Below are 24,052 nucleotides of genomic sequence, written 5' to 3' on the forward strand. Positions count from 1 at the left end.
CACCATGTTAAAAGGTTAGAAAAATTTACCAATCGAGAAATCAAACTGAGAATTGTCCTCGTACTCCTCGGGATCGAGGTTGTAGCCCCATTCCAGGCGCAGCGGCCCCAATGGGCTGTTCCAACGGATACCGACACCGGTGCTGTAACGCAGATCAGACATAAACTCTTCGCCCTGATCCCAGGTATTACCGATATCAAAGAAGACCACCCCTTTGAGCCCGGCATCTTTCAGCAGCGGGAAGATCAGCTCCAGGTTGCAAAATGCTTCTTTGACCCCGCCGATAAAGTCACGCTCGGTCGTGGAATCAACATAACCAAGGGGAACCGTGCCATTAGGATCATAAATGTCGCCATTTTCATCAAGAAGTTCACCAGCTTCATTACGTGCATAATCTCGCCCCCATTCCCAGGGGCCCACTTCGCGATTTTCAAAGCCGCGCATGGTATTGATGCCGCCGAGATAGAACCGCTCATCCACCGGAATCTCTTCGCCCCCCACTTTATGGACAAAACCAACCTGGCCATGAGCAGAAAAGACAATGCCCCACTTGATCGGAACGAAGTGGCGATGGTCAAGAATGGTTTTGACAAATTTCTCCGATCCACCGAGACCGGCAAATTCGACGGACACCTCCGACATGTAGCCGCTGGTGGGATCGGGGCGGTAATCGGTGGTATTGGTTGAAATTGAAGCATAGATGGACGACAGCGTCGAACTCCCTTCCTGCTCACGGATATAGTAGGACGCCAGGTTATCGACGTCGTAAATATCTTTTTGCTCAAACTTATAGATGAAAAAGGTTCGAGTGGCATAGGTAATGGGAATCCCCAGCTTGATTTTACCCTCGGTGGCCTCGCGGGAATATTCATCCCACTCGCGGTCCGTGCGATACACGTCAAAACCAAGGGCCAGATTTTTATCCATGAAATAAGGATCAAGCAGACCCAGTTGGTAGGTGGTCGAATCGCCACCGAAGGAACCGGCCAGATTCAAACGCCACGCTTTGCCGAGGAAATTATCCTGACTGATCGAGCCCTGTCCGATAAAACCGTCGACGGAGGAATAACCGAAACCAACACTGAAGGTTCCGGTGGATTGCTCTTTGACATCGACCTGAACATCCATGATCTCTTCGGCACCCGCTTCAACGGTATCGACATTGACTTCACTGAAAAAGCCGAGGTTGTTGACCCGCTTGCGACTCGCTTCAAGACGGGAGGCACTGTACAGATCACCCTCGACGAGCACCATTTCACGACGGATGACTTTATCACGGGTTTTGGTGTTGCCGCCGATATTGATGCGCCCGATGTGCACCTGAACGCCCTGCTCAATCTCAAAGGTGACATCGACGGTGCGTTGTTCGTTGTTGATCAGCGTCACTGGAGAGACGTTGACATAAGCATAACCATGGTCCGCATAGTAATCGTTGAGGCGTTTGATATCCTTGCGCAGTTGTTCACGACTGAACACATCGCCGGCCTTAAATTTCAACAGACCCAGCAGAGTGGACTCGTCTTCGAGCAGATCCCCTTTAACCGCCATATCGCCGAGATAGTATTGCTGGCCTTCATCGATCTCGATATGGATATCCATCTCTTCGCGATCATCCGACAGCGTGATCAACGGCGGTTTGACCCGGACACGGATATACCCTTCGTTAAAATAGGCATCTTTGATCAATTCACGATCATTTTCCAGCATCGCTTCATTATAGGTCCCCCCACTGGTGAGCCATGAGAACAACCACCACTCCTTGGTCTGCATGAAGCCGCGCAACTTGCGACTGGAAAAGACCTCATTGCCTTCAAAAGTAATATCATCGATGGCGACTTTAGTTCCCTCAGTGATATCGAAGTAAACCGTTGCTTCATTGCGGGAGTTGGTGTCAACACGCGAACTGACTTCAGCAGCGTAATAGCCTTCATCAATATAGGTCTGCCGAATCGCCGACGTGCTCTCCTGAAGTGTTTTCGGATGCAGGATGCTCGGTGTGCGCATGGTCAGAGCGCCGCGCACTTTGGAACGTTTGAGTTCTTTGATGCCGTTGAGTTTGATGGAACGCACCAGCGGCCGTTCCGTCACCCGGTACACCAGGGTCACAACCTCGCCCTGCTGTTCAACAGAAGCCTCAACATCCTTGAAATGCCCTAAGGCGTAAATGGCGCGGAGATCTTCATCAACACGATCTTCATCCAGAGACTGCCCGGCCTTGATGGACAACGCCGCCTCAACGCTGGCGACATCCACCCGATTGATTCCGTCAATCCTCACGTCCGACACAGTGCGAACGCCATCAGCCGCAATCGCTGAACCGGCCCACAGGCAGAACACTACCGCCAAACATACAACAGCCCTTTTGAGCATAAAATCCGATCTCCTCAAATCTCGATCTATCCGGATTGTTCTGTGCGCTGCATCCGCATGGAACAACGCCATCTGAAGCAGCCTGATCACCAGTTTTCAGTAATCGACACACACACTTAACAAAGTCGTTCATTATAGGAAAAGCCCTGACGGGTGTAAACCTAAAACCTGTAACAGTGCCCTCATCCGACACGATTGAAACACAGGGTTACTGTTTACGACTCAAGCCTCTTTTCCCCTTATCAGGAACTGAGCAGCTCACCATCACGGATATGGACCGTCCGATCCATCCGTGACGCCAGCTCGCGGTTATGGGTGACCATCACCAACGTCAATTGATGATCCTGATGCAATTGTTCCAGCAACGCATAAATCTCTTCCGATGTCGCCGAATCAAGATTACCTGTCGGTTCATCGGCAATCAACAGTTGCGGTTTCTGCACCAGCGCCCGAGCAATTGCCACCCGTTGCTGTTCACCGCCGGAAAGCTGACCGGGCTTGTGATGCAAACGATGATGCAATCCCACTTGGCCGAGTAAATCTTCGGCACTCTGTTGTGCACAGCTACGCTTTTCACCATGGATCAATGCCGGCATCATGACATTCTCCAGCGCACTGAATTCCGGCAATAGCTGGTGAAACTGAAATACAAAACCGAGCGTTGCATTACGAAATGCATCCAAATGAGCCGCTGACAAAGAAAACAGATCGACGCCGTCAAAAAAGCACTGGCCATCGCTGGGACGATCCAAGGTGCCGAGAATATGCATCAGGGTTGTTTTTCCTGACCCGGAGGCACCAACCACAGCTACACGCTCCTGGGTGACAATCGACAGGTTAACGTCCCGCAGCACCGTCAAAGTTCCCTGCCCGGTATCAAACGATTTGCGAATATGTCGTGCTTCCAGTAACACGTCCACCGTGTCCTCCCTGCAAAATCCTTACCGTCATTCGTAACGCAACGATTCCGCCGGATCGAGCCGAGCTGCCCGCAACGCCGGATAGACCGTTGCCACCAGACAAATCGCCATGGCAACCACGACAACGGCAATCACATCCGCCGATTCAACCTGAGACGGGAAGTGGTCCATTCCATAGACAGTTTTGTCAAAAATCGTCACATGGAGTTTGCGCTCCAGCCAACTGATCATGGCGTCTGCATTGAGGGCCAGCGTCAAACCAAGTCCGGTGCCTAGAGCGGTTCCCGAAGTTCCGATCAGCAAACCTTCGAACACAAAAATCTTCAGGATACTCCGCGATGTCGCTCCCATAGACCGCAAAATGGCGATATCTTTATGCTTCTCCATCACCACCATAATCAGCGTGGTGGCAATATTGAATGCTGCCACCAGCACGATGATTCCCAGCACAATGAACAGACCGAGTTTTTCCAACTTCAACGCCGCTAGAAATGAGCCAAACATCTCCTGCCATGAGCGGATACTGTAGGGATAACCAAGATCGGCCCGCAACGCCTCGGCTAACGGCTGGGCATCGTCAAAGCGTGCGACTTCCACTTCAATGCCACTGACCTTATCGACCTCGCCAATAAAATGTTGCGCCTGCTCCAGAGAGATATAGGCATAATAGGTATCGAGAAAACCACCGCGCGTCCGGGCGATCCCCACCACATCAAACGGTTTGATTTTAGGGATCAGGCCAAAAGGCGTCAGAGTGAAATCCGGCGGGATGACATTGATGCGATCCCCCAGAGACACACCGAGAAGTGCCGCCGTGTCCGCGGCAATGACGATGCCGGGCTGAGTGCGAGTTGCGTTAAACAACACGCTGTTAATCGGCTGATTATCTTCAGTGAAAAACTCCTGGGACAACACACGATTGTCGGAGGAAACCCCTTTAAGGTTGGCTGCTGCCACATTGCCATGAGCCAGCAACATGGCTTCCTTAACCACATAGGGTTCGGCAGAAACCACCGAAGAGGATGTCGATTGAATTGTTGCGACCAGTTGCGGCCAGTCACTCACAGTGCCGCCCTGACTTTGCACTGTCACATGTGGGACATTACCGAGAATCTGCTGACGGACACCGTCATGAAACCCGGTCATGATGGCCAACACCAGAATCAACGCCGCCACGCCGAGAGTAACGCCAGTGACGGAGATAAAGGAGATAACTGAAATGAAGGTTTGCTTGCGCCGCGCACGGAGATAGCGCAAGCTGATAAACCATTCATAGCCCATAAAAAGTTGCCTTTCAGATGGATGCTGAAAGAACTGGCGCAACAGGTCTGTTGCGCCAGAAAATTAACGGGTCTCTTTACGCAATTGCGGGAACAGGATCACGTCGCGAATCGATGCGGAATCGGTCAGCAGCATGACCAGACGGTCAATACCAATGCCTTCGCCGGCGGTCGGCGGCAGGCCGTATTCCAGAGCACGGATATAATCTTCATCCATGGCGTGGGCTTCATCGTCACCGGCTTCTTTCTCAACCAGTTGCTGCTCAAAACGGCCCTTCTGGTCCACCGGATCGTTGAGCTCGGAAAAGGCATTAGCCAGTTCGCGGCCGACAACAAACAGCTCAAAACGGTCCACCACTTCCGGGCGTTCATCATTGCGTCGAGACAACGGAGAAACTTCGGTCGGATACTCGGTGACAAAGGTGGGATTCCACAACTTCGGTTCCGCCACTTCGTCAAACAGTTCGGTCAATAACTTGCCGTAACCGATAGTGCCTTCAAACTCCAACCCGATCGAATTGGCGTAGGCCAGTGCCTTGTCAGGATCTTCCAGATCTTCCAGGCTGATATCGCCGTATTTGACGATGGCCTCCTTGACCGTGAGACGATCCCAGGGCGCAGTAAGATCAACATCCTTGCCGCCATAACTGATCACCCGGCTACCACAGACCTTTTCGGCAATCGAACCGATCATCTCTTCGGTCATATCCATCAGATCGTGATACGTGGCATAGGCCTGGTAGAACTCCATCATGGTAAATTCGGGGTTATGCTGGATGGAGATCCCCTCGTTACGGAAGTTACGATTGATCTCAAACACCCGCTCAAAACCGCCAACCACCAGACGCTTGAGGTACAGCTCCGGAGCAATGCGCAGGAACAGATCCATTTTCAGGGTATTGTGATGGGTGACAAACGGCTTGGCTGTCGCACCACCGGCCACCGGCTGCATCATCGGTGTTTCCACCTCGAGGTAGTCGCGCTCCTGCATAAACGCACGCATCAGGCTGATGATTTGGCTGCGCTTTTTGAACACGTCACCCACTTCCGGGTTGACGATCAGGTCCAGATAGCGCTGCCGATAGCGGGTTTCGACGTCGGTCAGACCATGCCATTTCTCCGGCAGAGGCTGCAATGATTTGGTCAGCAGAGTCAGGCTTTCGGCACGCAGCGAAAGCTCATCGGTTTTGGTGCGAAACGGTTTACCGCTGATGCCGACGATATCGCCGACGTCCAGCTTGCCGAACACGGCAAACTGCTCATCGCCGATCTTGTTCTTACCGACATAGATTTGCAGACGGCCGGTGCGATCCTGCACCTGAATAAAAGCTGCCTTACCGAAATCGCGACGGGCCATAATGCGCCCGGCAATCACATACTCCTGTTCACAACCTTCCAGGGCTGCAGCATCGTCCTCGACATGGGCTGCATGAATCTGCGCGTTCTGGTGGCTGACAACAAACCCATTGGCATAAGGATTGGTGCCCTGCTCACGCAGATCATCGGCTTTGGCCATGCGCTGGGCCACTAAATCATTGATCTCTTCCATTGACAACGTTGTCCTTTCTATTGATACCCGTTTACCTCACAACCGTGTGCAAACGCTTGCTATTTTTAACCTATTGGCTGTTGGCCAATAGATAAGCTTCGATAAATCCTTCGATATGGCCGTCGAGCACGGAATCCGCGTTCCCCACTTCAAAACCGGTACGATGGTCCTTGACCATCCGGTATGGATGCAACACATACGAGCGAATCTGGCTGCCCCAGCCAATCTCTTTCTTGTCACCGGACAAGGCATTGGCTTCTTCCTCTTTTTTCTGCCGTTCCAGCTCATAAAGACGGGCCTTAAGCTGACGGATGGCCTCGGCCTTGTTGTTGTGCTGCGAGCGTTGATCCTGACAAGCCACGACAATGCCACTGGGGATATGGGTGATACGGATGGCCGAATCGGTTTTATTAATATGCTGCCCACCGGCACCACTGGCACGAAACGTATCGATCTTCATGTCCTTGTCGAGCAGTTCCACCTCAATACTGTCGTCCAGTTCGGGGAAAACAAACACCGAACAAAACGACGTATGGCGCTTGGATGCCGCATCAAACGGTGAAATGCGCACCAGACGGTGGATGCCCATTTCTGGACGCAGCCAGCCATAGGCGTAATCGCCCTCAACGGTAAAGGTGACACTTTTCACTCCGGCATCGTCACCCGGCTGATAATCGGTAATCTTGGTTTTAAACCCTTTGATATCACAGAAACGCAGGTACATGCGCAACAGCATATCCGCCCAATCCTGGGCTTCAGTGCCACCGGCACCGGCGTTAATACTTAAAATGGCATTGCTGCTGTCATGCTCGCCGGACAACATACGAGCGAACTCCATCTTGTCCACCTGCCGCTCCAGCTCAGGCAGCAATTCGCGCACTTCATCACGGGTAGCCTCGTCCTCGCTTTCGGCACCCAATTCGACCAACACTTCCAGATCTTCAACGGTTTGTGCTGCAGAGGTCCAACCATCCACCAGTTTCTGCAGAGCTGTGCGCTCTTTTAACAACTCTTGAGCGCGATCCCCTTGATTCCAAAAATCGGGATCGGCAATGTCAGCTTCTAATTCGCTGATCCGCTCTTGTTTGGTCGGGATGTCAAAGATACCCCCTCAGCTCGGTGAGCTTTTCGGAAACCTGATTTATCCGTTCTATTTCTTCGCGAAACATGCGTTCTCCTTGCGACAACAAAACCTGTTGAGCCCTTTGATGGGCTCACGTGCAATAACTCGTAAGAGTACCTGTCTTGACAGGTGAATCACAGCTTTTTTTTACGCGACTGCCACAGCCATACCAACACGACAATGCCGAGTAAACGCGGTAGACTATCACCTGTGTGGGTATAAAGGCTACCCCCCTGTTTAAAATAGGCCGTTCCCTCCACCAGAGCCGGCTCAAACAAGCGCGATTGTGCCACCACCCGACCAAACGGATCAATCAGGGCACTCACACCGGTATTGGCACTGCGCAATAACCAGACTTTATTCTCTATTGCCCGCATCCGTGCCATGTCCAGGTGCTGCCACGGTGCGGAAGAATCACCAAACCAGGCATCGTTGGTAATATTCACCAAAACCTGAGCACCTCGTGACACCAGCTTCTGCGCCAGCTCGGGAAAAATCGCTTCATAACAGATCAACACGCCAAGCTGATGGCCATTGAGTGAGAGCGGCTGCAACTGACCAGGGACAAAATCGCCAATCCCCTCGGCCAGTTTTTCAACCAAACCAAACATCCCCCACAACGGAACATACTCACCGAATGGGACCAGATGAACCTTGTCACTGCGCCCCAACAATTGTGCCTGAGGAGAAAGCAGATAGGCGCTGTTGAGATAAGCAACCTCGTCATCAGCCTCCTGCCGTGCATAGCTGGGACTACCAAACAACAGATAGGCACGTTGCTCACGGGCGACGGAACGCACCTGATACGCACGCTCGCCGCCATTCTGGTAGAAGAACGGCGTGGCACTTTCCGGCCACACCAGCAGTTCCGGGTCTTGCGCCTGGGCACTGAGCTGACGGTAACGCTCCAGGGTACGCTGCAAATGGGCCGGATCCCATTTAACCGCCTGATCAATACTGCCCTGCACCAACCCGACCTGTAGGGCATCCCGGTCAGGCTCCGCAGCGGCAAGACGCCAGTACCCATAGCCCAACTGACCGACCAGCACCAAGCCAACAATCAGGGCGCTGCGCCACGGCAAGGTTTCACCGGCCACGCGGCGGCGAACTCCATCGGCGAGCAAACCATTGACCAGCAACAGCATCAATGCCAGGCCATAAACGCCGAACAGATCGGCACTTTGCACCAGCCACAGAGCATTAATCTGCGAGTAACCGATATTCCCCCAGGGAAAACCGGTAAACAGCCAGTTCCGCACATACTCAAGGGCCACCCAACACACTGCGGTTACCAGCGGCAGGGGCACATGAAGAGCGCGATGAATGCGCATGCTGCACCAGCAGGTCGCGGCCCAGAACAACGCCAGGTACGTCGCCAGTAACAGGTAAGCCACAATGGCCAACACCCACGGCATCTGGCCATAAACCGTCATCACCAGATTCAACCAGTAGAGCGTCACCGCAAAAAAAACAACCCCGGCGCTGAATCCTGAGCGCCAGGGCCGAGAAGGCATCACGACAAGCAGCGGCACCAGCGCCAGCCAGGCCAGCCACCCCTGCCCGGCCAACGGAAAAGCCAGGGCCATCAACAGGCCGGAAAAAGGTGGTGCCAAACGCTGCAGCCAGCGATCAGTCATCCAACGGTTCCTCCGGGGACTCTTCGCGAATTACCCGAATTCGGTGGATCATCCGTTCGTCACTTTGCAACACCACCATTTTAAGCGGCTCAACAACCACCTCTTCTCCCGGCTTGGGGACATAACCAAGTCGATGCAACAGCAACCCCCCCACCGAATCAAACTGATCACGCTCAAATTCGGGCAAGTCGTAATGGTCTTCGAGTTCGTCCAAACTCAACCGCGCATCAACGACAATGGTTCCGGGAGTCTCCTCGATCAACTGGTTATCATCGAAATCATATTCGTCTTTGATATCGCCGATAATCTCTTCAATAAGATCTTCCAGCGTGATCAAACCGGAGGTGCCTCCGTATTCGTCAATGGCAATGGCAATATGCATCCGCTGGGTACGAAACTCCTGCAGCAACTCTTCAATACGCTTGGTCTCAGGGACGAAATAGGGCTTGCGCATCAAATCACGCAACGAAATCTCGTGGGAAGGCTGGCCCCAAAATTTGAGCAGATCTTTGGCATAGACCAGACCAACAATACGGTCAATGGTCTCTTCGTAAACCGGAATGCGCGAGTGGCCAAACTTCAACACCATCTCAATGAAGGTATCAAGGCTGGCATCCACCGGGCAGCTGCGCATTTCTGTGCGCGGAATCATCACCTCGCGGACAATGGTTTCACCGAATTCGAAGATGGAACTAAACATTTCGCCTTCTTCGGCGTTGATAATGCCCCCCTCTTCCGAAGCATGAATCAATTCCTGAAGATGCTCCTCCGAGGTAACATGATGGGTGATGCCGAGCAATCGCTGTAACCAGCTACGGCGGGTTTCCGGTGTGGTGTCCATGGCCTGTCCCTATTTACTCCCCTCAGTTATCAATTCGGGAAACGCCTGTTTGAGTACGGCAAACAGTTCCCGTTCCTTAGCTTCCATCTCCGTAGCCTGCTCTTCAGTGCCTCGCTCATGGTCATAACCGAGCAGATGAAGAATACCGTGGATAAGTAAAAAACTCATTTCACTGAAAAACGGCACACCAGCTTCGGCAGCATCACGTGCCGCCGTATCCGCAGAGATCACCACGTCGCCAAGCAGCTCCGGACAAATGCCGGCTCCTTCGCCCTCTTGCTGGGCAAAAGAGATGACATTGGTCGGATTATCGCGTTGCAGATAATCGCGATTGATCTCCTGAATCTGGTCGTCGTCAACGATCACTACCGACAACTCGGTGTCGTCAGGACATTCCAAGGCGTTTAAGATCGTCTTGGCTGCCGTTTTGAACGTTGTTATCGGGATGTCGTGGTTCTGCTGCTGATTCTCGATGTAGATCATCGTTGTTAATCCTCTTAATCTCTTTATCTTTTTCCCGCTCTTTATACGCAGGTTCTGGATACTCAATACGCTGGTGGAAAATTCCCGACAGCATGCGGTTGAAACTCTTGGCTATCTCGTGCAAGTCTTTGAGCGTCAATTCACATTCATCAAGTTGACCGTCAATAAAAATCTTGTTGATAATTTTCTGCACCATGCCCTGAATACGCGCCGGAGTTGGATCCATCAAGGTACGGCCTGCCGCTTCCACAGCATCGGCCAGCATAATCAATGCCGCCTCACGGGTCTGCGGTTTCGGGCCGGGATAACGGTAATCCTGCTCGTTGACCTGACCGTCCTTTTCACGCTGCTGCGCCTTGTCGTAGAAAAATTTGATCAGGGCGGTGCCATGGTGCTGGCGGATAATCTCAATCAAATCATGGCCGAGCTTGTGTTCTTTGGCCAGTTCAACCCCGTCCTTGACATGGGAGATGAGGATCAAAGCGCTCATCGACGGCGCCAATTTGTCGTGGCGATTTTCCGGCGGATGCATGTTTTCGGCAAAGTAGAGCGGCTTCTTGATCTTGCCAATATCGTGATAATATGCCGCCACCCGCGCCAACAGCGGGTTAGCACCAATAGCCTCGGCGGCATTTTCCACCAGATTGCCGACCACGATGGAGTGGTGGTAAGTGCCCGGTGCCTGAATCATCAATTCACGCAGAATCGGTGTATTCATATTGGCCAGTTCCATCAGCTTGAAATCTGTAGTGTATTTAAACAGCGACTCCACCAGTGGAATGGTGCCGTTAACCACCATGGCACAACCGAACGCACCGACAAAGGCAAAGCCGAGTCGGTACAACACCTGCTCGTTGAACGGATTGTCCGACAGCGCATAAATGGCCAGCACCATGGCCATATTCACCAGCGCCAGATACCAGCCAGCCCGATACAGGTTGCTGCGTGCCTGACTGTGACGGACCCAATGGGCGGCCGTCACACTGCCAACCAGCACATACAAGGAGATATACAGGTTATTGCCGAACAACATCCCCATCAGCAAGGCCAACAGGGTTGAGAACACATAAGCCACTTCGGAATTGAGGACAATCCGTACCAACATGGCTCCGGCGGCAAACGGCAGCAGGTAATAATAGCAGGCCGAATCAATGTAGGGAAAAGCGCTCTGCAAGGCCATGGAGATAAAAATCCCCACCTTGGCAATAACGAACAAACCGACAAAGACCGAAACCAGAAACAGCAGATCGCGCTGCTGCGGATGGTACTTACGAATATTCATCTTGGCAAAACGATGCAGCACATAAAACAACAACATAATGCCCAGCATCAGACCCGCGGCATTGCGTGCCATCTTGAAGCCATCCACCGAAGACTGCAGCGCCTGCAATTTGCGAACCTGCTCGGCAGTAACACGCTCGCCTTCACGGACAATCATTTCACCACGTTTGACCTGTAACAGCACCGGCAGTACCGACTCCGCTGCCGCCCGCTTGCGAACTTCCGTCTCACTCTGATTAAAGGTCAGATTGGGGCGCACCATTTTCTGCAAAACAGCCATCACCTCAACCGCTTCAGCAGTAACGTTCTGATCGCCGAACAACTGCTGTCTCAGATCCCTGAGCACCTCATTGAGGCCAAGCACCGACTGCTTATCCTCAACAATCGTTTCTTTATCATTGGCCAGATCACGGATAAGGATGGAACCATGCCAGTTGTTCTGAAACAACTCCAAATTGCCGACAATTTTGCGATTCAACCCGTGACGGATATCGCGACTGAACTTTGGCACCAAAACATCATCTCGAGCCAACAGACGTAACGATTTCGTCTGTGCTTCCGTCAGTTGCAGATCAAGGATGGCGGATGGGTTCACCGCAGGCAAGGGCTTCACCCCAGCTTCGACAATCGCTTCGGCAGCCGCCTCACTGGTCGTTTTATCCGGAGAGGCGGGTGAGGCCTCTTCAACCGTCACGTCATCATGACGATGAAGTTCCGCGTTAAGCTGGCTAAGAACGTCGGAAAATTTCTGCGCCACAGCCTTACTCGGACGCGGATCATAGTCGTAAATCGGGATCACCGCCTGTGCGGCATCCTGTTTCTTCTTCTCGGTCAGTTCCGGTTCAGGCACCAGAAAATCGCGCGGCGTTTTAATATCGCGCGATGCGATGTCACCCGGTTTGTAATAATCGGGGACAAAACCGCCTTTAGGAATGATGATGATGGTCAGAAGAGCCGCCAACACCACCAACAGCAACCGTTTGGTCGCCGACGGCGTTAAAGCAAAACGTTTCTTCTGAATCTGTTTATGTTTGGGCGTCATAACTACGCTTTCTCGTAAGCCTGGACAATCCGCTGAACAATCGGATGGCGCACCACATCAATCTGGCTGAAACGGCGAATGGCAATGCCATCAAGACCATCAAGGATACGCAGGGCGTCCAGCAACCCTGAAGGGCGGCCACTGGGCAAATCGATCTGGGTGACATCACCGGTGACCACAGCTTTACTGCCAAATCCCAACCGGGTTAAAAACATTTTCATCTGTTCTCGGGTGGTATTCTGCGCTTCATCAAGGATGATAAAGGAATCGTTCAATGTCCGTCCGCGCATAAACGCCAGCGGCGCCACCTCAACAATCCCCTCTTCAATCATCTCCTGGCCTTTGCTGCGCTCGACCATATCAAACAGCGCATCATACAGCGGCTGCAAATAGGGGTTGACCTTCTCGGCAATATCGCCGGGTAGAAATCCGAGTTTTTCACCAGCCTCGACCGCCGGACGCACCAGCACAATGCGATTAACCTGCTTTTTCTGCCAGGCCGCCACAGCCAGCGCCATGGCCAGATAGGTTTTCCCGGTACCGGCCGGACCAACACCGAACACCACATCGTTCTGACGAATGGCGTCAATGTACTCTTTTTGGGCAAGGCTCTTCGGGGCAATGTATTTGTTGCGGGCGGATACCAGAACGGTATCAAAGAAAATATCCGTCAGATTAATGGAGGAGTTGCTACGCAGGATGTTGACAGCGTAATCAATATCCGGAGGATACAGCGGATAGCCTTTTTGCAACAAGGCCACCAACTGATTCAAAACCAGCTCAGTCAGTTCGACATCCAGTTTTGCGCCACTGATCTGTATATCGTTGCCTCGCGAACCAAGGCGAACACCCAACAGGTTTTCAAGTTGATGCAGGTGGCTGTTATGCTGCCCAAGCAGGGCATGCACCATCATGGGGTCCGTAATGGTGAAACAACATCGATAAGGGTCTTCGTTCACAGAAACTCGACTATGCGCAAACAGTTCTCCGGATGTGATGCCCATGCCCTCCAAAGGACCATGGCGGCAGACGTCAACCCGGCTTCTGACACGACCAAAAGCCGCCGACAGAAACCACCACTTCAAGATCGCTCAGATTATCACTATTACCCAAGCAGATCAACAGCGATTTACCACCAACTCAACACCACATAACCACCTGAACTTGCGCAATAAAATACATCACAGCAACTCAACACCATCGCAGTTGCTGCACCGGTCAAACACGTCAAACAGCTTTCACTCAAATGAAGTTGAAAATTGCCTTTAAATTTTTTCGCCCTGTGATATAAATACAGCGCCGGAAACACACGTTGTTTTAAAATGGCCCGTCATTTCGGCGGACCCACCGTTAATACGCAGGGCCGGAGTTCGATGACGACTAACATTCCGACCAAGTCGTTGTTGAGCAACACGGCCCATTTCATTTATTTATTTCACTTAAGAACATAGGACAAACAAAGGAGTTCAGTCATGGGCGAAATCATGGACATCTACGCACGTGAAATTCTCGATTCACGCGGCAACCCCACTATCGAAGTCGACGTCTTGCTCGAAAGCGGCGTTCTGGGTCGTTCAGCCGTTCCCAGCGGTGCTTCCACCGGCGAGCGTGAGGCACTGGAACTGCGTGACGGCGACACATCCCGTTATCTTGGCAAAGGGGTACAAAAGGCCGTTGACAACGTCAACGAGAAAATCTGTGATGCCCTGATTGGCTGGGAAGTCACCGACCAGGCCGGTATTGATGCAAAACTGCTCGAACTGGACGGAACCGAAACCAAGAGCAACCTCGGCGCCAACGCCCTGCTTGGCGTATCCCTGGCCTGCTCCCGTGCTGCAGCCGAAGAATCCGGCCTGCCCTACTATCAGTACCTCGGCGGTCCCAATGCCAAGGAACTGCCACTGCCGATGATGAACATCCTCAACGGTGGCGCCCATGCCGACAACAACGTCGACATCCAGGAATTCATGATCATGCCCGCCGGCGCACCTTCATTCAAAGAAGCGCTGCGCATGGGTGCCGAGATCTTCCACGCCCTGAAAAAAGTGCTCAAAGACAAAGGCTATAACACCGCCGTTGGCGATGAAGGTGGCTTTGCTCCCAACCTCGGAAGCAACGAAGAAGCGCTGCAGGTGATCATGGAAGCCATCGAAGCGGCTGGTTATAAAGCTGGCGAAGAGATCCTCCTCGCGCTGGACGTCGCCGCATCTGAAATCTACAGCGATGGCAAGTACAACTTCGCCAACGAAGAGCAGGCGCTGAAAACCGCCGAAGAGACCGTGGCATTTTATGCAGACCTCGTTGACCGCTATCCGATCATCTCCATTGAAGACGGCTTGGCTGAAAACGACTGGGACGGCTGGAAGATCATGACCGACAAACTGGGCGACAAGATCCAGATCGTCGGCGACGACCTGTTCGTCACCAACAGCAAGATCCTCAAGGAAGGCATTGACAAAGGGATTGCCAACTCTATCCTGATCAAAGTCAACCAGATCGGCACCCTGACCGAGACCCTGGAAGCCATCGAGATGGCCAAGCGCGCCGGTTACACCTGCGTGATTTCTCACCGCAGCGGTGAGACCGAAGACTCCACCATTGCCGACCTGGCTGTGGCCACCAACGCCGGTCAGATCAAAACCGGTTCGCTGTGCCGAACCGACCGCATCTGCAAATATAACCAGTTGCTGCGTATTGAGGATGAGCTGGAAGGTGTGTCCATCTTCAATGGCAAGGACGTGTTCTACAACCTGTAATTCGCGTCATCTGATTTAGATTGGAAAAGCCCTGCTGCATTTTTTGCGGCAGGGCTTTTTTGTTTTGTGGTACTTGATGCGGAGTCTATTGATCTGGCGAACTTCATCCGTTCTCATGGTTGGTGTCCACGTGACGCGGGCTGCCGCGCCCGCACGTCATTGCACCCTTCGGGTTCCCTCTCTCCATTCTCTTACACCGCAATATCGGCAAAACTCGCTGACGTTCATTGCGTTCGGTGCTGCTGAATAACACACGAATGCAGGGCGGGCACCGTCCCGCCCGGTTAATTGGTGCCACGAAAAAAATAGAGAACGGCGTCAAACTGTTGTCAACATTTTACGCCAGAGATGATGCGTTGCACGATTCGCCGACCTAAAGGGCGGCGAGCCGAATCTGTGAAGCACAACGGAAACAGACTCAGTGTCGGTTAATCTGAGGGTCAGGAGGTGTTCAGCCGGTTTTTGCATCTGTAGTGGTCAACTATTTTTGGACACAGATATAAGTTCTTTTTCCGCTACAGCCGGAGCCATTCCTTTATTTCTTTGATGAGGTCTGCTCCAGTTGTAATAGTTCATAAAATAGTGCTCTATGTCGAGCTGTGCTTCTGCAAACGTTTGATAGCCACCTTTTGGCATCCATTCGCTTTTGTAACTGCGAAACAAACGCTCCATTGGTGCATTATCCCAGCAATTTCCTCGCCGACTCATGCTCTGTTTCATCTGATAGCATCGAAGCTGGAGACAGAACAAATCACTGCCATATTGTTGTCCCTGGTCTGTGTGAACCAAAACCCCAGTTGGCTTTTTCCTTGTCCGATAAGCGCTTTTGATAGCGTTAACTGCAAGTTGTGCGTCACAGTTTTCTGATAAGCTCAACCCAACAACACGCCGAGTGTAAAGATCTAATACCGCAGCGACATAAATCCACCGTTTTCCAACTCGAACATAGGTAATATCACTACACCATGTCTGGTTTTTCCTCTTCGCATCAAAATCCCGATTCAACAGGTTCGGAATCTTTGGATGTTCTACTTTGGCAATTCTGTACAAACGTGGTTTAGGTTGTTTACTGAATAAGCTCGCCTCACGCATCAGACGACGTACTCTGAAACGTCCTATGGTGATACCTTCACTGCGTAACATGTTGGTAAGACTGCGGCTTCCAGCTGAATAACGACTTTTATTGAACAACTCCTTGATCCGAATACGTAACTTGATGCGTTCAGTATCTGGATGAGCTCGACGATTCAAATAGGCATAGTAGCTAGAACGCGAAACATCAAAAAGACGGCAAAGGACACAAACGCAGTCATGCTCTCTCAATGTACTGATCAACTCAAACGAAGCTTGTCTTCCGACATTAAGAGAGCGGTAGCCTTTTTTAGGATTTGCTTCTCTTTCTCCAGACGACGAATATGGGCTTCGAGTTCCTGGATACGCTTTTTGTCCTCTGTAAGGGCTGGAGTTTCCGGTGTCGTCCCAGCTCGTTCCTGTTTGAGCTGCTTTACCCAACGACGCATGGCCGTTTCTCCAACATCCATAACTCGGGCAGCATCTGGGACACTGTATCCCTGATCCAAAACAAGGCTGGCACATTCTACCTTGAATTCATTTGTGAATATTTTTCTTCCCATAGTCCTTAGACCCCTTTCTCGTTTAGGTGGATGTTACCACCTTTGTGGGTGTCCAAGTTTAGTAGACCACTACAATCCTTTTGAGCGGCCAGTCAAAAGGATGTCGGCTGCCGGGACGAAACCCGGCGACCTTGACTTTGACATTCAGTGGTTCGTCATCCGAAACTGATCGCTCTGGCGAACTTCATCCGTTCGCAAAGGTGGTACCCACGTGACGCGGGCTGCCGCGCCCGCACGTCGGGGCACTTTTGCGTCGACAAAAGTACCGCAAAATCGACTCCCGTCATTGCGCCCTTACGGGTTCCCTCTCTGCGTTCACTTACACCACGATGTCGGCAAAACTCGCTGACGCTCAGACAGGTTGCCGACGACCATCGCGGTGACCGTTCTCTTCGTTCGGCGCTGCTGAACGGGAGGGCTTGGCTGCTCAATGACAGACGAACAAAGGGCGGGCACCGTCCCGCCCGTTTGATCGGTGCCACACCAGAGATAGAGCGCGACATCATATTGTTATCAACGTTTTACGCCAAAGATGATGAGTTGCACGATTTGCCGAGCTAAAGGGAGGCAAGCCGAATCCGTGAAGCATCACGGAAACAGACACAGTGCCGGTTGATCAAGGTTCAGGAGGTGTTCAAGCCGGCTTTTGCATCCTTTTGAGCGGCCAGTCAAAAGTATGTCGGCTGCCGGGACGAAACCCGGCGACCTTGACTTTGACATTCAGTGGTTCGTCATCCGAAGCTGATCGCTCTGGCGAACTTCATCCGTTCGCGAAGGTGGTACCCACGTGACGCGGGCTGCCGCGCCCGCACGTCGGGGCACTTTTGCGTCGACAAAAGTACCGCAAAATCGACTCCCGTCATTGCGCCCTTACGGGTTCCCTCTCTGCGTTCACTTACACCGCGATGTCGGCAAAACTCGCTGACGCTCAAACAGGTTGCCGACGACCATCGCGATGACCGTTCTCTTCGTTCGGCGCTGCTGAACGGGAGGGCTCAGGTGCTAAATTACACACGACCGTAGGGCGGGCTCCGTCCCGCCCGTTTGATCGGTGCCACACTGGAGATAGAGTAAGACGAAAGAGCGTTATCAAGGTTTTACACCAAAGATGATGAATTGCACAATTTGCCGAGCTAAAGGGAGGCAAGCCGAATCCGTGAAGCATCACGGAAACAGACACAGTGCCGGTTGATCAAGGTTCAGGAGGTGTTCAAGCCGGCTTTTGCATCCTTTTGAGCGGCCAGTCAAAAGTATGTCGGCTGCCGGGACGAAACCCGGCGACCTTGACTTTGATCTTAAATTTCTGTGGTTCGTACAAGGAAGGAACGCAACCTTGCACGAACCACAGCCATTTCTATTTCCGTGCCGGTGGCGCCATAAACTCCGGCCCAACCGGGTCGGTAATCGTCGCATTAACAATCGCGGCGATCTCATCGCGATCCGCCTCCGACAACGACCAACCAAATACCTGCTGCACCCGATCCAACTGCTGCGGATGCCGCGCCCCCCACAGGGCAATGGCACCCTGATCAATCACCCAGCGCACCGCCAGTTCCAACACGCCGCGCTGAAAACGCTCCTGGGCAAACGCATCCAGCTTGGCCACCGCATCAAGATAAGCCGTATAGCGCGGCGCTTTAAACTTCGGATCGTATTGGCGAATATCATCGCCCTCAAACGTTGGCTCAGCCGTCATCTTGCCGGACAACAAACCGCGGCAAATAGCACCATAGGCAAGGATCGCCAAACCATGTTGCTGGGCATAAGGCCGCACATCCGCATCAATCTGCCGCTCAAACAGATTGTAGGGCGGTTGCACACTGTGCAATGGCGCCACCGAGCGGAAGCGGTCCATCTGCTCCGGGTTGTAGTTACTCACGCCAATGGCCCGAATCTTACCGCTGGCGAGCAGCCCGGCCATCACCTCGGCGGTCTCCTCAATGGGTACCAGCGGATCAGGCCAGTGAATCTGGTAAAGATCGATATAATCGGTCTGCAAGCGCTGCAACGAATCATCAATCTCCTGCAACAACCGCTCGCGGGTACAATTGCGTGTTACCTTGCCATCATCACTCCATTGCAATCCGGCCTTGGTGGCCAGCACCACTTTATCCCGCGCCACATGCCCTTTCCATGCCTGCCCAACCAGAGATTCAGAATGGCCAAAACCATACACCGCAGCCGTATCGATAAAAGTAATCCCCTGATCCAGAGCCGCTCGAATGGTGGCAATGCACTGGCTGTCGTCACTGCCACCCCACAGCCAGCCACCAATGGCCCAGGTCCCCAGGCACACCTGGCTGACATCAATATCCGTGGCCCCAAGTTTCGTGGTTTCAATCCTCAAAGAAGACATCTCAAACACACCTTTCTGCACATCATGAAGTAACATGCGATGGGAGTTTCACGTTATATTCAATTCAGCGTGACCGATCGGTCACTCATCAATAAATTTTGCGCCGCGAAAACGTTGAACCAATCACGTTAAAGGTATTTTCAACGATAAACAAACTGTGCGGATCAATGGTAAACGCAACCTGTTCAAGTCGTTTAAGCTGAATATTGTTGGTCACCACCATCAAAACGCGGCGGGTTTCATTTTTGTAGGCGCCAACTCCTTCAAGAAAGGTCGCCCCGATCTTCATGCTATGCATCACCTTCTGGGCGATCTCTTCGTTGTGTTTGGAAATAATCAGACACAGCTTGCGCTGACTGAACATGGACAGGCTGTAATCCATGCACACCGAGGCGACAAACGCCGCGATCAGTGAAGCAATGACCAAATCGTTATCCAAACTGAGAAAACTGACCGAATACAGGGCCAGATTGAACATAAAGTACGTTTTACCAATACCGACGTTGAAACGCTGATTGGCAATCACCGCCACCACATCGAGTCCACCGTTGGATCCTAATGTGCGCAACACCAGACCGGCGCCACCACCGCTGATCACGCCAAAACACACGGCGGCGTAAAGTTGGTTCTGTATATGAACAACCAGATCAAGGCTGCTGTAAGCCAGAGAAACCGTGACCATGGAGACAAAACTGTACGCCAGAAAACGGCGACTGATAAACAGATAGCCGAGGACAAACATCGGCACGTTGAGCATCAGATACCAGACACCGGCATCAAGAATCGATGTTTTATACTCTATCAGTGTTGCCAGGCCGAATAATCCGCTGGGAACAAAGCCATGGACCGTGGCAATGCCCTTGAAACCAACCGCCTGAATCACCGACCCTAAGACAATCAACATCAGATTCCAGGGAACGGAATAACTGTAATCCCGCATTTGAGACAAAGGCTCCTCCTTTCGCAATCAGGTGTACAAAAACAATTTTTGGGCAGCCTAACATCACCATTGTCAAGAGACAATGGGCTCGTCATTTAATCCAATCGGTAAAAATACGCGCAAAGCCGAGGCAGCACCAGTGAAACCAGCAACACAACGAAAAAAAAATCCCCTTTCCAGAACGCCAGCACCTGAATCAAATCATCCCACGACCGGCCGAGACCCCAATGACCAAAGCCAACCTCAAACGCAAAGGTCAGCAACATCCATCCCCAACCAACCGCCCAGTAGCGCCCGGGTTGACGTTGCGACACCCAGGGGAAAAGGATAAAACATAACAGCGCAATCCAACAACACAACAGCAGCCCGCTAACCGGTAACACCACAGACACCGGCAACCATATTTCCAACCACTGCTGACGCAGCAGACCATTGCCAAAGGCAACAACCACAAACAGCAACCAGATTAACGTACTGCGTAAAATAAGCATGAAATCACCCCATTCAAGAACGATTAAAACAGCACCATAATTTGCCAGTCGCCAGTTCATACGTCATGCTTAAACAAAACCCCTTCCCCCCCACCACAAAACGCGATAAGTTATTTTATACCAAGGGAGGTTTATCATGGATGTTTCCACCTGCATGCGTAAAACCGTAGTTCTGGCCGAGCCGGACTGTGATTTTGTCTGCCTGCTGCATAAGATTGCCGCACCAACGCCTCGCCTGGCCTACATTGTTGATGAAAACCGCACCCTGATTGGCGTGGTTTCGGCCCGCGACCTGCTCAAAGAGGTGATGCCGTCTTACATGAATGCCCACCTCGCCCGCTCGATCAGTGATGGTGCCGACTACCTCAAACGGCAGGCTGAGAAAGCCCGCCATCGTTGCGCCCGCGACATCATGGTGAAAAAGGTGATCTCCCTGCACCCTCATCATCAACTGCTACAGGCGGATGCGATTTTTGCCGAGCGCGGGTTCAATACTCTGCCCGTTGTCGATGAACACAACAAAATTGTTGGTGAGATCACCCGGGTCGATATTCTGGTTCATCTCATCGGCGACCCGTTTACCTATGATTTCGACGGTGTTGTCGAGCTGACTGAATAACCTGATCACGGCCCCATTTCCGGGGCCATTTTTCGGAGTTTTTTTATGTATTGGTTTGCCACCGGCATTTTTATTCTTGCTTACGCCCTGATCATCTCTGAAAAAATCCATAAAACCAAGGTGGCCCTGTTCGGTGCCGCCATCACCCTGATTGGCAAAATTCTCGACCAGAACGAAGCGTTTCACAATTTGGAACTCGGCGTTGACTGGAATGTTGTCTTCCTGCTGATCTCCATGATGGTGATGATCAACATCATGACCAAGACCGGTGTCTTTCAATATGTCGCCATTAAATGCGCCAAAATTGCCAAAGGTGAGCCGTTTCGTATCATGACCCTGTTTGCCGTCATTACAGCCATGGGCTCCGCCTTTCTCGACAATGTCACCACAGTACTGCTGCTAGCTCCGGTGACACTGTTGATTGCTGAACAATTGGAGATCAACCCGATCCCCTACCTGATCACCGAAGCGTTGGCCTCCAACATCGGCGGCACCGCCACCCTGATCGGTGATCCGCCCAATATCATGATCGCCTCAAAGGCTGGACTCAACTTCATGGACTTCATCGTCCACCTGACTCCGGCGATCATCATCATTTTTCTGTTCTGGATGCTTGCGTGGAAAATCGTCTTCGGTAAAAGCCTGACGGTTAAGGAAGAGCTGAAGCGGCGCATTATGACCATGAATGAACGCGAACAGATTCGAGATCCGGCGCTACTGAAAAAATCCTTGCTCATCCTCGGCCTGACCATCCTCGGCTTTATGCTGCACGGTTTTTTCCATTATGAACCAGCCACCGTCGCCCTGATGGGTGCTGCGACTCTGTTTATGCTCTCTGACGAAGAACCGACGGAGATCCTCGCCGAAGTGGAGTGGCCAACCATCTTCTTTTTTATTGGTTTGTTTATCATTATCGGCGGCATCGTCAAAGTGGGACTGGTGGAAGATCTATCCCGCGCCATGATTGCCGTCACTCATCCCAAACCGGATGATATGGCCGTTTTGGCCATGGTGATGTTGTGGTTTTCGGCGGTCAGCTCAGCCATTGTCGACAACATTCCGTTCGTCGCTACCATGAACCCAATTCTCATCGACCTGTCCAATCAAGTGTTCGGCTCCGCACCAACCACCGTTGCACACGCAAGAACCATTGATCCGGTGTGGTGGGCTCTGGCTCTCGGCGCCTGTCTCGGCGGCAACGGGTCACCCATCGGCGCTTCGGCCAATGTCATTGTCATCGGTCTGAGCGAAAAAGCCGGCTACAGAATCAGCTTTGGTCAATTTCTTAAATACGGTATCCCAACCACCTTTTTAACCATCTTTCTGGCGATGATATATCTCTATCTGCGCTACTACGTCCTACAGTGGTTTTAACCCGGCCGTTATTCCACATCGGGCAAGCGACGCGCCATGAACATGCCGGCACCGCCCATCAGTGACAGCAGCAGGATCAGGCTACTCAAACCGACAAAAGAGGTCAGTGCACCACTGAAGCCAAGCAGTAGCAGAACAACACCAATTAACGTATTGCTGACCGCCACATAATCGGTGCGTTGATTGCCTTTGCCCAGATTCACGACATAGGTTTTGCGACCGATGCGCACTCCCTGGTGAGCAATGCTGAGCAGAAAATAGCAGCCGGGCAAGAGCCACAAACTTGCCAGCCACTGCGGAGCAACCCGATCAACGAAAAACACCACCATTCCCAGCACCAGGGTCATGCCCGCACCCGCCATCATCACCCGCCGGCTGGAATGATCTGAAAAACGTCCCCAGATCGGCGAGGACACCAAGCTGGCTGACCCGCTGGCCAGGATGAATAGCCCAAGCAGTTGCGGTTGGGTGCCATACGCCTTCTGGGCGAGAATCACATAATAAGGCGCGGTCAGGGCCGAACACAGCAACAACGCCCGGGTGATGACAAAATGGCGAAACGGGCGATCACGTCCCAAGAGGGCTAAACGCTGCCACGACTCTTTGATCGGGTGGATTTCAGCGGTTTCTGCCTCACCGGGAAACTCATGCAGCCGCGAAAAGGCCAGTGCGGCCAACGACCATAAAATAACGGCTGCACCAAGCAAGATGGCGACAGAAGCCGCCGTCAACTCCTCTCCTCCGACAGCCACAAAGCCGCCTCCCAACACCAGAGTGACCAGACCGGCGCTGCTCGCCGACCAGCCATTGGTTTGGCCTCGTGCGCTTTTGGCAATGGTTTTTCCGGTGACATCTTTGGAAGCCACCGAGCAAAACCCCCGCGCCAAGCTAAAAACAACCAGCAACAGCAGGATGCTCCATCCGGCCACCGCGCCCTGCCCCAGCCAAGCCACCAGAGCGACGCCTGTCATGGCAAGCACTTCCACCAGCTTTCCTACAACCCACACCCATTTACGGATGGTCAATCGACGCACATAACCGGCAATCACCACCTGGGGAATCAATGATCCCGACTCGCGAATCGGCACCAGAAAACCCAACAGATACAACGGTGCATGGACCGTTTCCATCACCCACGGCAGGACAATCTTGGGATTGGACAAGGCATCGGCCAATTTGGAAAAAAAACGGCTGACCAGCATAAGAACAAAATTATCTGCCACATAGCGGCGGGCATTTTCTGACAGCTCGGGACACTGCTGACTGGATGTCACAATGAGACGACGATAGAGACGTTGTACCCATGAGAGTGTCGGCATATGATCTCCCCATGATGAGAGCAATTTTTGACAAGAA

Annotated in this window: 18 protein-coding genes; 3 read left to right on the top strand and 15 right to left on the bottom strand. The window is 52.3% G+C overall.

Annotated elements, in window-relative coordinates; all coding sequences use genetic code 11:
- Positions 1-15: 15 nt before the first annotated feature.
- The 10 genes from bamA to DACE_RS06190 all read right to left on the bottom strand — a co-directional run bounded on the left by bamA (position 16) and on the right by DACE_RS06190 (position 13,530).
- Positions 16-2,370, bottom strand: a complete 2,355-nt coding sequence (gene bamA / locus DACE_RS06145; RefSeq protein WP_005999360.1) for an outer membrane protein assembly factor BamA — start codon at positions 2,368-2,370, stop codon at positions 16-18.
- A 242-nt stretch (positions 2,371-2,612) separates the two neighbouring features.
- Positions 2,613-3,290, bottom strand: coding sequence for an ABC transporter ATP-binding protein (locus DACE_RS06150; protein ID WP_005999362.1), 678 nt, complete (start codon positions 3,288-3,290; stop codon positions 2,613-2,615).
- Positions 3,291-3,317: 27 nt separating this feature from the next.
- On the bottom strand, positions 3,318-4,571 hold the full coding sequence (locus DACE_RS06155) for a lipoprotein-releasing ABC transporter permease subunit (RefSeq protein WP_005999364.1): 1,254 nt from the start codon (positions 4,569-4,571) through the stop codon (positions 3,318-3,320).
- Between the two features lie 63 nt (positions 4,572-4,634).
- The gene (gene lysS, locus DACE_RS06160) at positions 4,635-6,119 is read right to left on the bottom strand and encodes a lysine--tRNA ligase (protein ID WP_005999366.1); all 1,485 of its coding nucleotides are present in this window, start codon (positions 6,117-6,119) and stop codon (positions 4,635-4,637) included.
- A gap of 70 nt (positions 6,120-6,189) precedes the next feature.
- Positions 6,190-7,288 (bottom strand): peptide chain release factor 2 gene (gene prfB, locus DACE_RS06165; protein WP_155809011.1). Its coding sequence is split into 2 segments (ribosomal slippage): positions 6,190-7,218 and positions 7,220-7,288, totalling 1,098 coding nucleotides; the frame shifts between segments, so codons are not numbered across the junction.
- An 88-nt stretch (positions 7,289-7,376) separates the two neighbouring features.
- A complete protein-coding gene (gene lnt / locus DACE_RS06170) occupies positions 7,377-8,879 on the bottom strand; it encodes an apolipoprotein N-acyltransferase (protein WP_005999370.1) in 1,503 nt (500 codons plus the stop codon).
- The gene (locus DACE_RS06175; protein ID WP_005999371.1) at positions 8,872-9,720 is read right to left on the bottom strand and encodes a hemolysin family protein; all 849 of its coding nucleotides are present in this window, start codon (positions 9,718-9,720) and stop codon (positions 8,872-8,874) included. Before DACE_RS06175 ends, lnt begins: the two co-directional genes overlap by 8 nt.
- A gap of 9 nt (positions 9,721-9,729) precedes the next feature.
- The gene (ybeY, locus tag DACE_RS06180; RefSeq protein WP_005999373.1) at positions 9,730-10,203 is read right to left on the bottom strand and encodes an rRNA maturation RNase YbeY; all 474 of its coding nucleotides are present in this window, start codon (positions 10,201-10,203) and stop codon (positions 9,730-9,732) included.
- Positions 10,106-12,526: an HD family phosphohydrolase gene (locus DACE_RS06185; RefSeq protein WP_005999375.1), complete on the bottom strand. Its 2,421-nt coding sequence runs from the start codon at positions 12,524-12,526 to the stop codon at positions 10,106-10,108. The genes ybeY and DACE_RS06185 overlap by 98 nt, the downstream gene beginning before the upstream one ends.
- A 2-nt stretch (positions 12,527-12,528) precedes the next feature.
- Positions 12,529-13,530, bottom strand: coding sequence for a PhoH family protein (locus DACE_RS06190; RefSeq protein WP_005999377.1), 1,002 nt, complete (start codon positions 13,528-13,530; stop codon positions 12,529-12,531).
- Between the two features lie 468 nt (positions 13,531-13,998).
- Between DACE_RS06190 and eno the strand changes: the two genes are divergently transcribed.
- A complete protein-coding gene (eno, locus tag DACE_RS06195; protein WP_005999379.1) occupies positions 13,999-15,282 on the top strand; it encodes a phosphopyruvate hydratase in 1,284 nt (427 codons plus the stop codon).
- Between the two features lie 477 nt (positions 15,283-15,759).
- On the opposite strand, the gene DACE_RS17825 is transcribed toward eno, so the two are convergent.
- The 4 genes from DACE_RS17825 to DACE_RS17135 all read right to left on the bottom strand — a co-directional run bounded on the left by DACE_RS17825 (position 15,760) and on the right by DACE_RS17135 (position 20,763).
- Positions 15,760-16,916 (bottom strand): IS3-like element ISDac1 family transposase gene (locus DACE_RS17825; RefSeq protein ID WP_155809012.1). Its coding sequence is split into 2 segments (ribosomal slippage): positions 15,760-16,667 and positions 16,667-16,916, totalling 1,158 coding nucleotides; the frame shifts between segments, so codons are not numbered across the junction.
- A gap of 1,354 nt (positions 16,917-18,270) precedes the next feature.
- Entirely contained in the window at positions 18,271-19,263 is a 993-nt protein-coding gene (locus DACE_RS06210; RefSeq protein ID WP_040366434.1) for an aldo/keto reductase, read from the bottom strand.
- Between the two features lie 97 nt (positions 19,264-19,360).
- The gene (locus DACE_RS06215) at positions 19,361-20,212 is read right to left on the bottom strand and encodes a YitT family protein (protein ID WP_005999387.1); all 852 of its coding nucleotides are present in this window, start codon (positions 20,210-20,212) and stop codon (positions 19,361-19,363) included.
- Positions 20,213-20,307: 95 nt separating this feature from the next.
- Positions 20,308-20,763 carry a hypothetical protein gene (locus DACE_RS17135; protein WP_050769973.1) on the bottom strand — a complete coding sequence of 152 codons (456 nt, stop codon included), beginning with the start codon at positions 20,761-20,763 and terminating at the stop codon, positions 20,308-20,310.
- 76 nt (positions 20,764-20,839) lie between these two features.
- On the opposite strand from DACE_RS17135, the gene DACE_RS06225 reads away from it, so the two are divergent.
- Positions 20,840-21,322, top strand: a complete 483-nt coding sequence (locus DACE_RS06225; RefSeq protein ID WP_005999390.1) for a CBS domain-containing protein — start codon at positions 20,840-20,842, stop codon at positions 21,320-21,322.
- Positions 21,323-21,367: 45 nt separating this feature from the next.
- Entirely contained in the window at positions 21,368-22,696 is a 1,329-nt protein-coding gene (locus DACE_RS06230; protein ID WP_005999392.1) for an ArsB/NhaD family transporter, read from the top strand.
- An 8-nt stretch (positions 22,697-22,704) separates the two neighbouring features.
- Here the strand turns inward: DACE_RS06230 and DACE_RS06235 are convergent, their stop codons facing one another.
- Positions 22,705-24,015 carry an MFS transporter gene (locus DACE_RS06235; protein ID WP_005999394.1) on the bottom strand — a complete coding sequence of 437 codons (1,311 nt, stop codon included), beginning with the start codon at positions 24,013-24,015 and terminating at the stop codon, positions 22,705-22,707.
- Positions 24,016-24,052: the final 37 nt, after the last annotated feature.

Source organism: Desulfuromonas acetoxidans DSM 684, assembly GCF_000167355.1.
Classification (GTDB): Bacteria; Desulfobacterota; Desulfuromonadia; order Desulfuromonadales; family Desulfuromonadaceae; genus Desulfuromonas; species Desulfuromonas acetoxidans.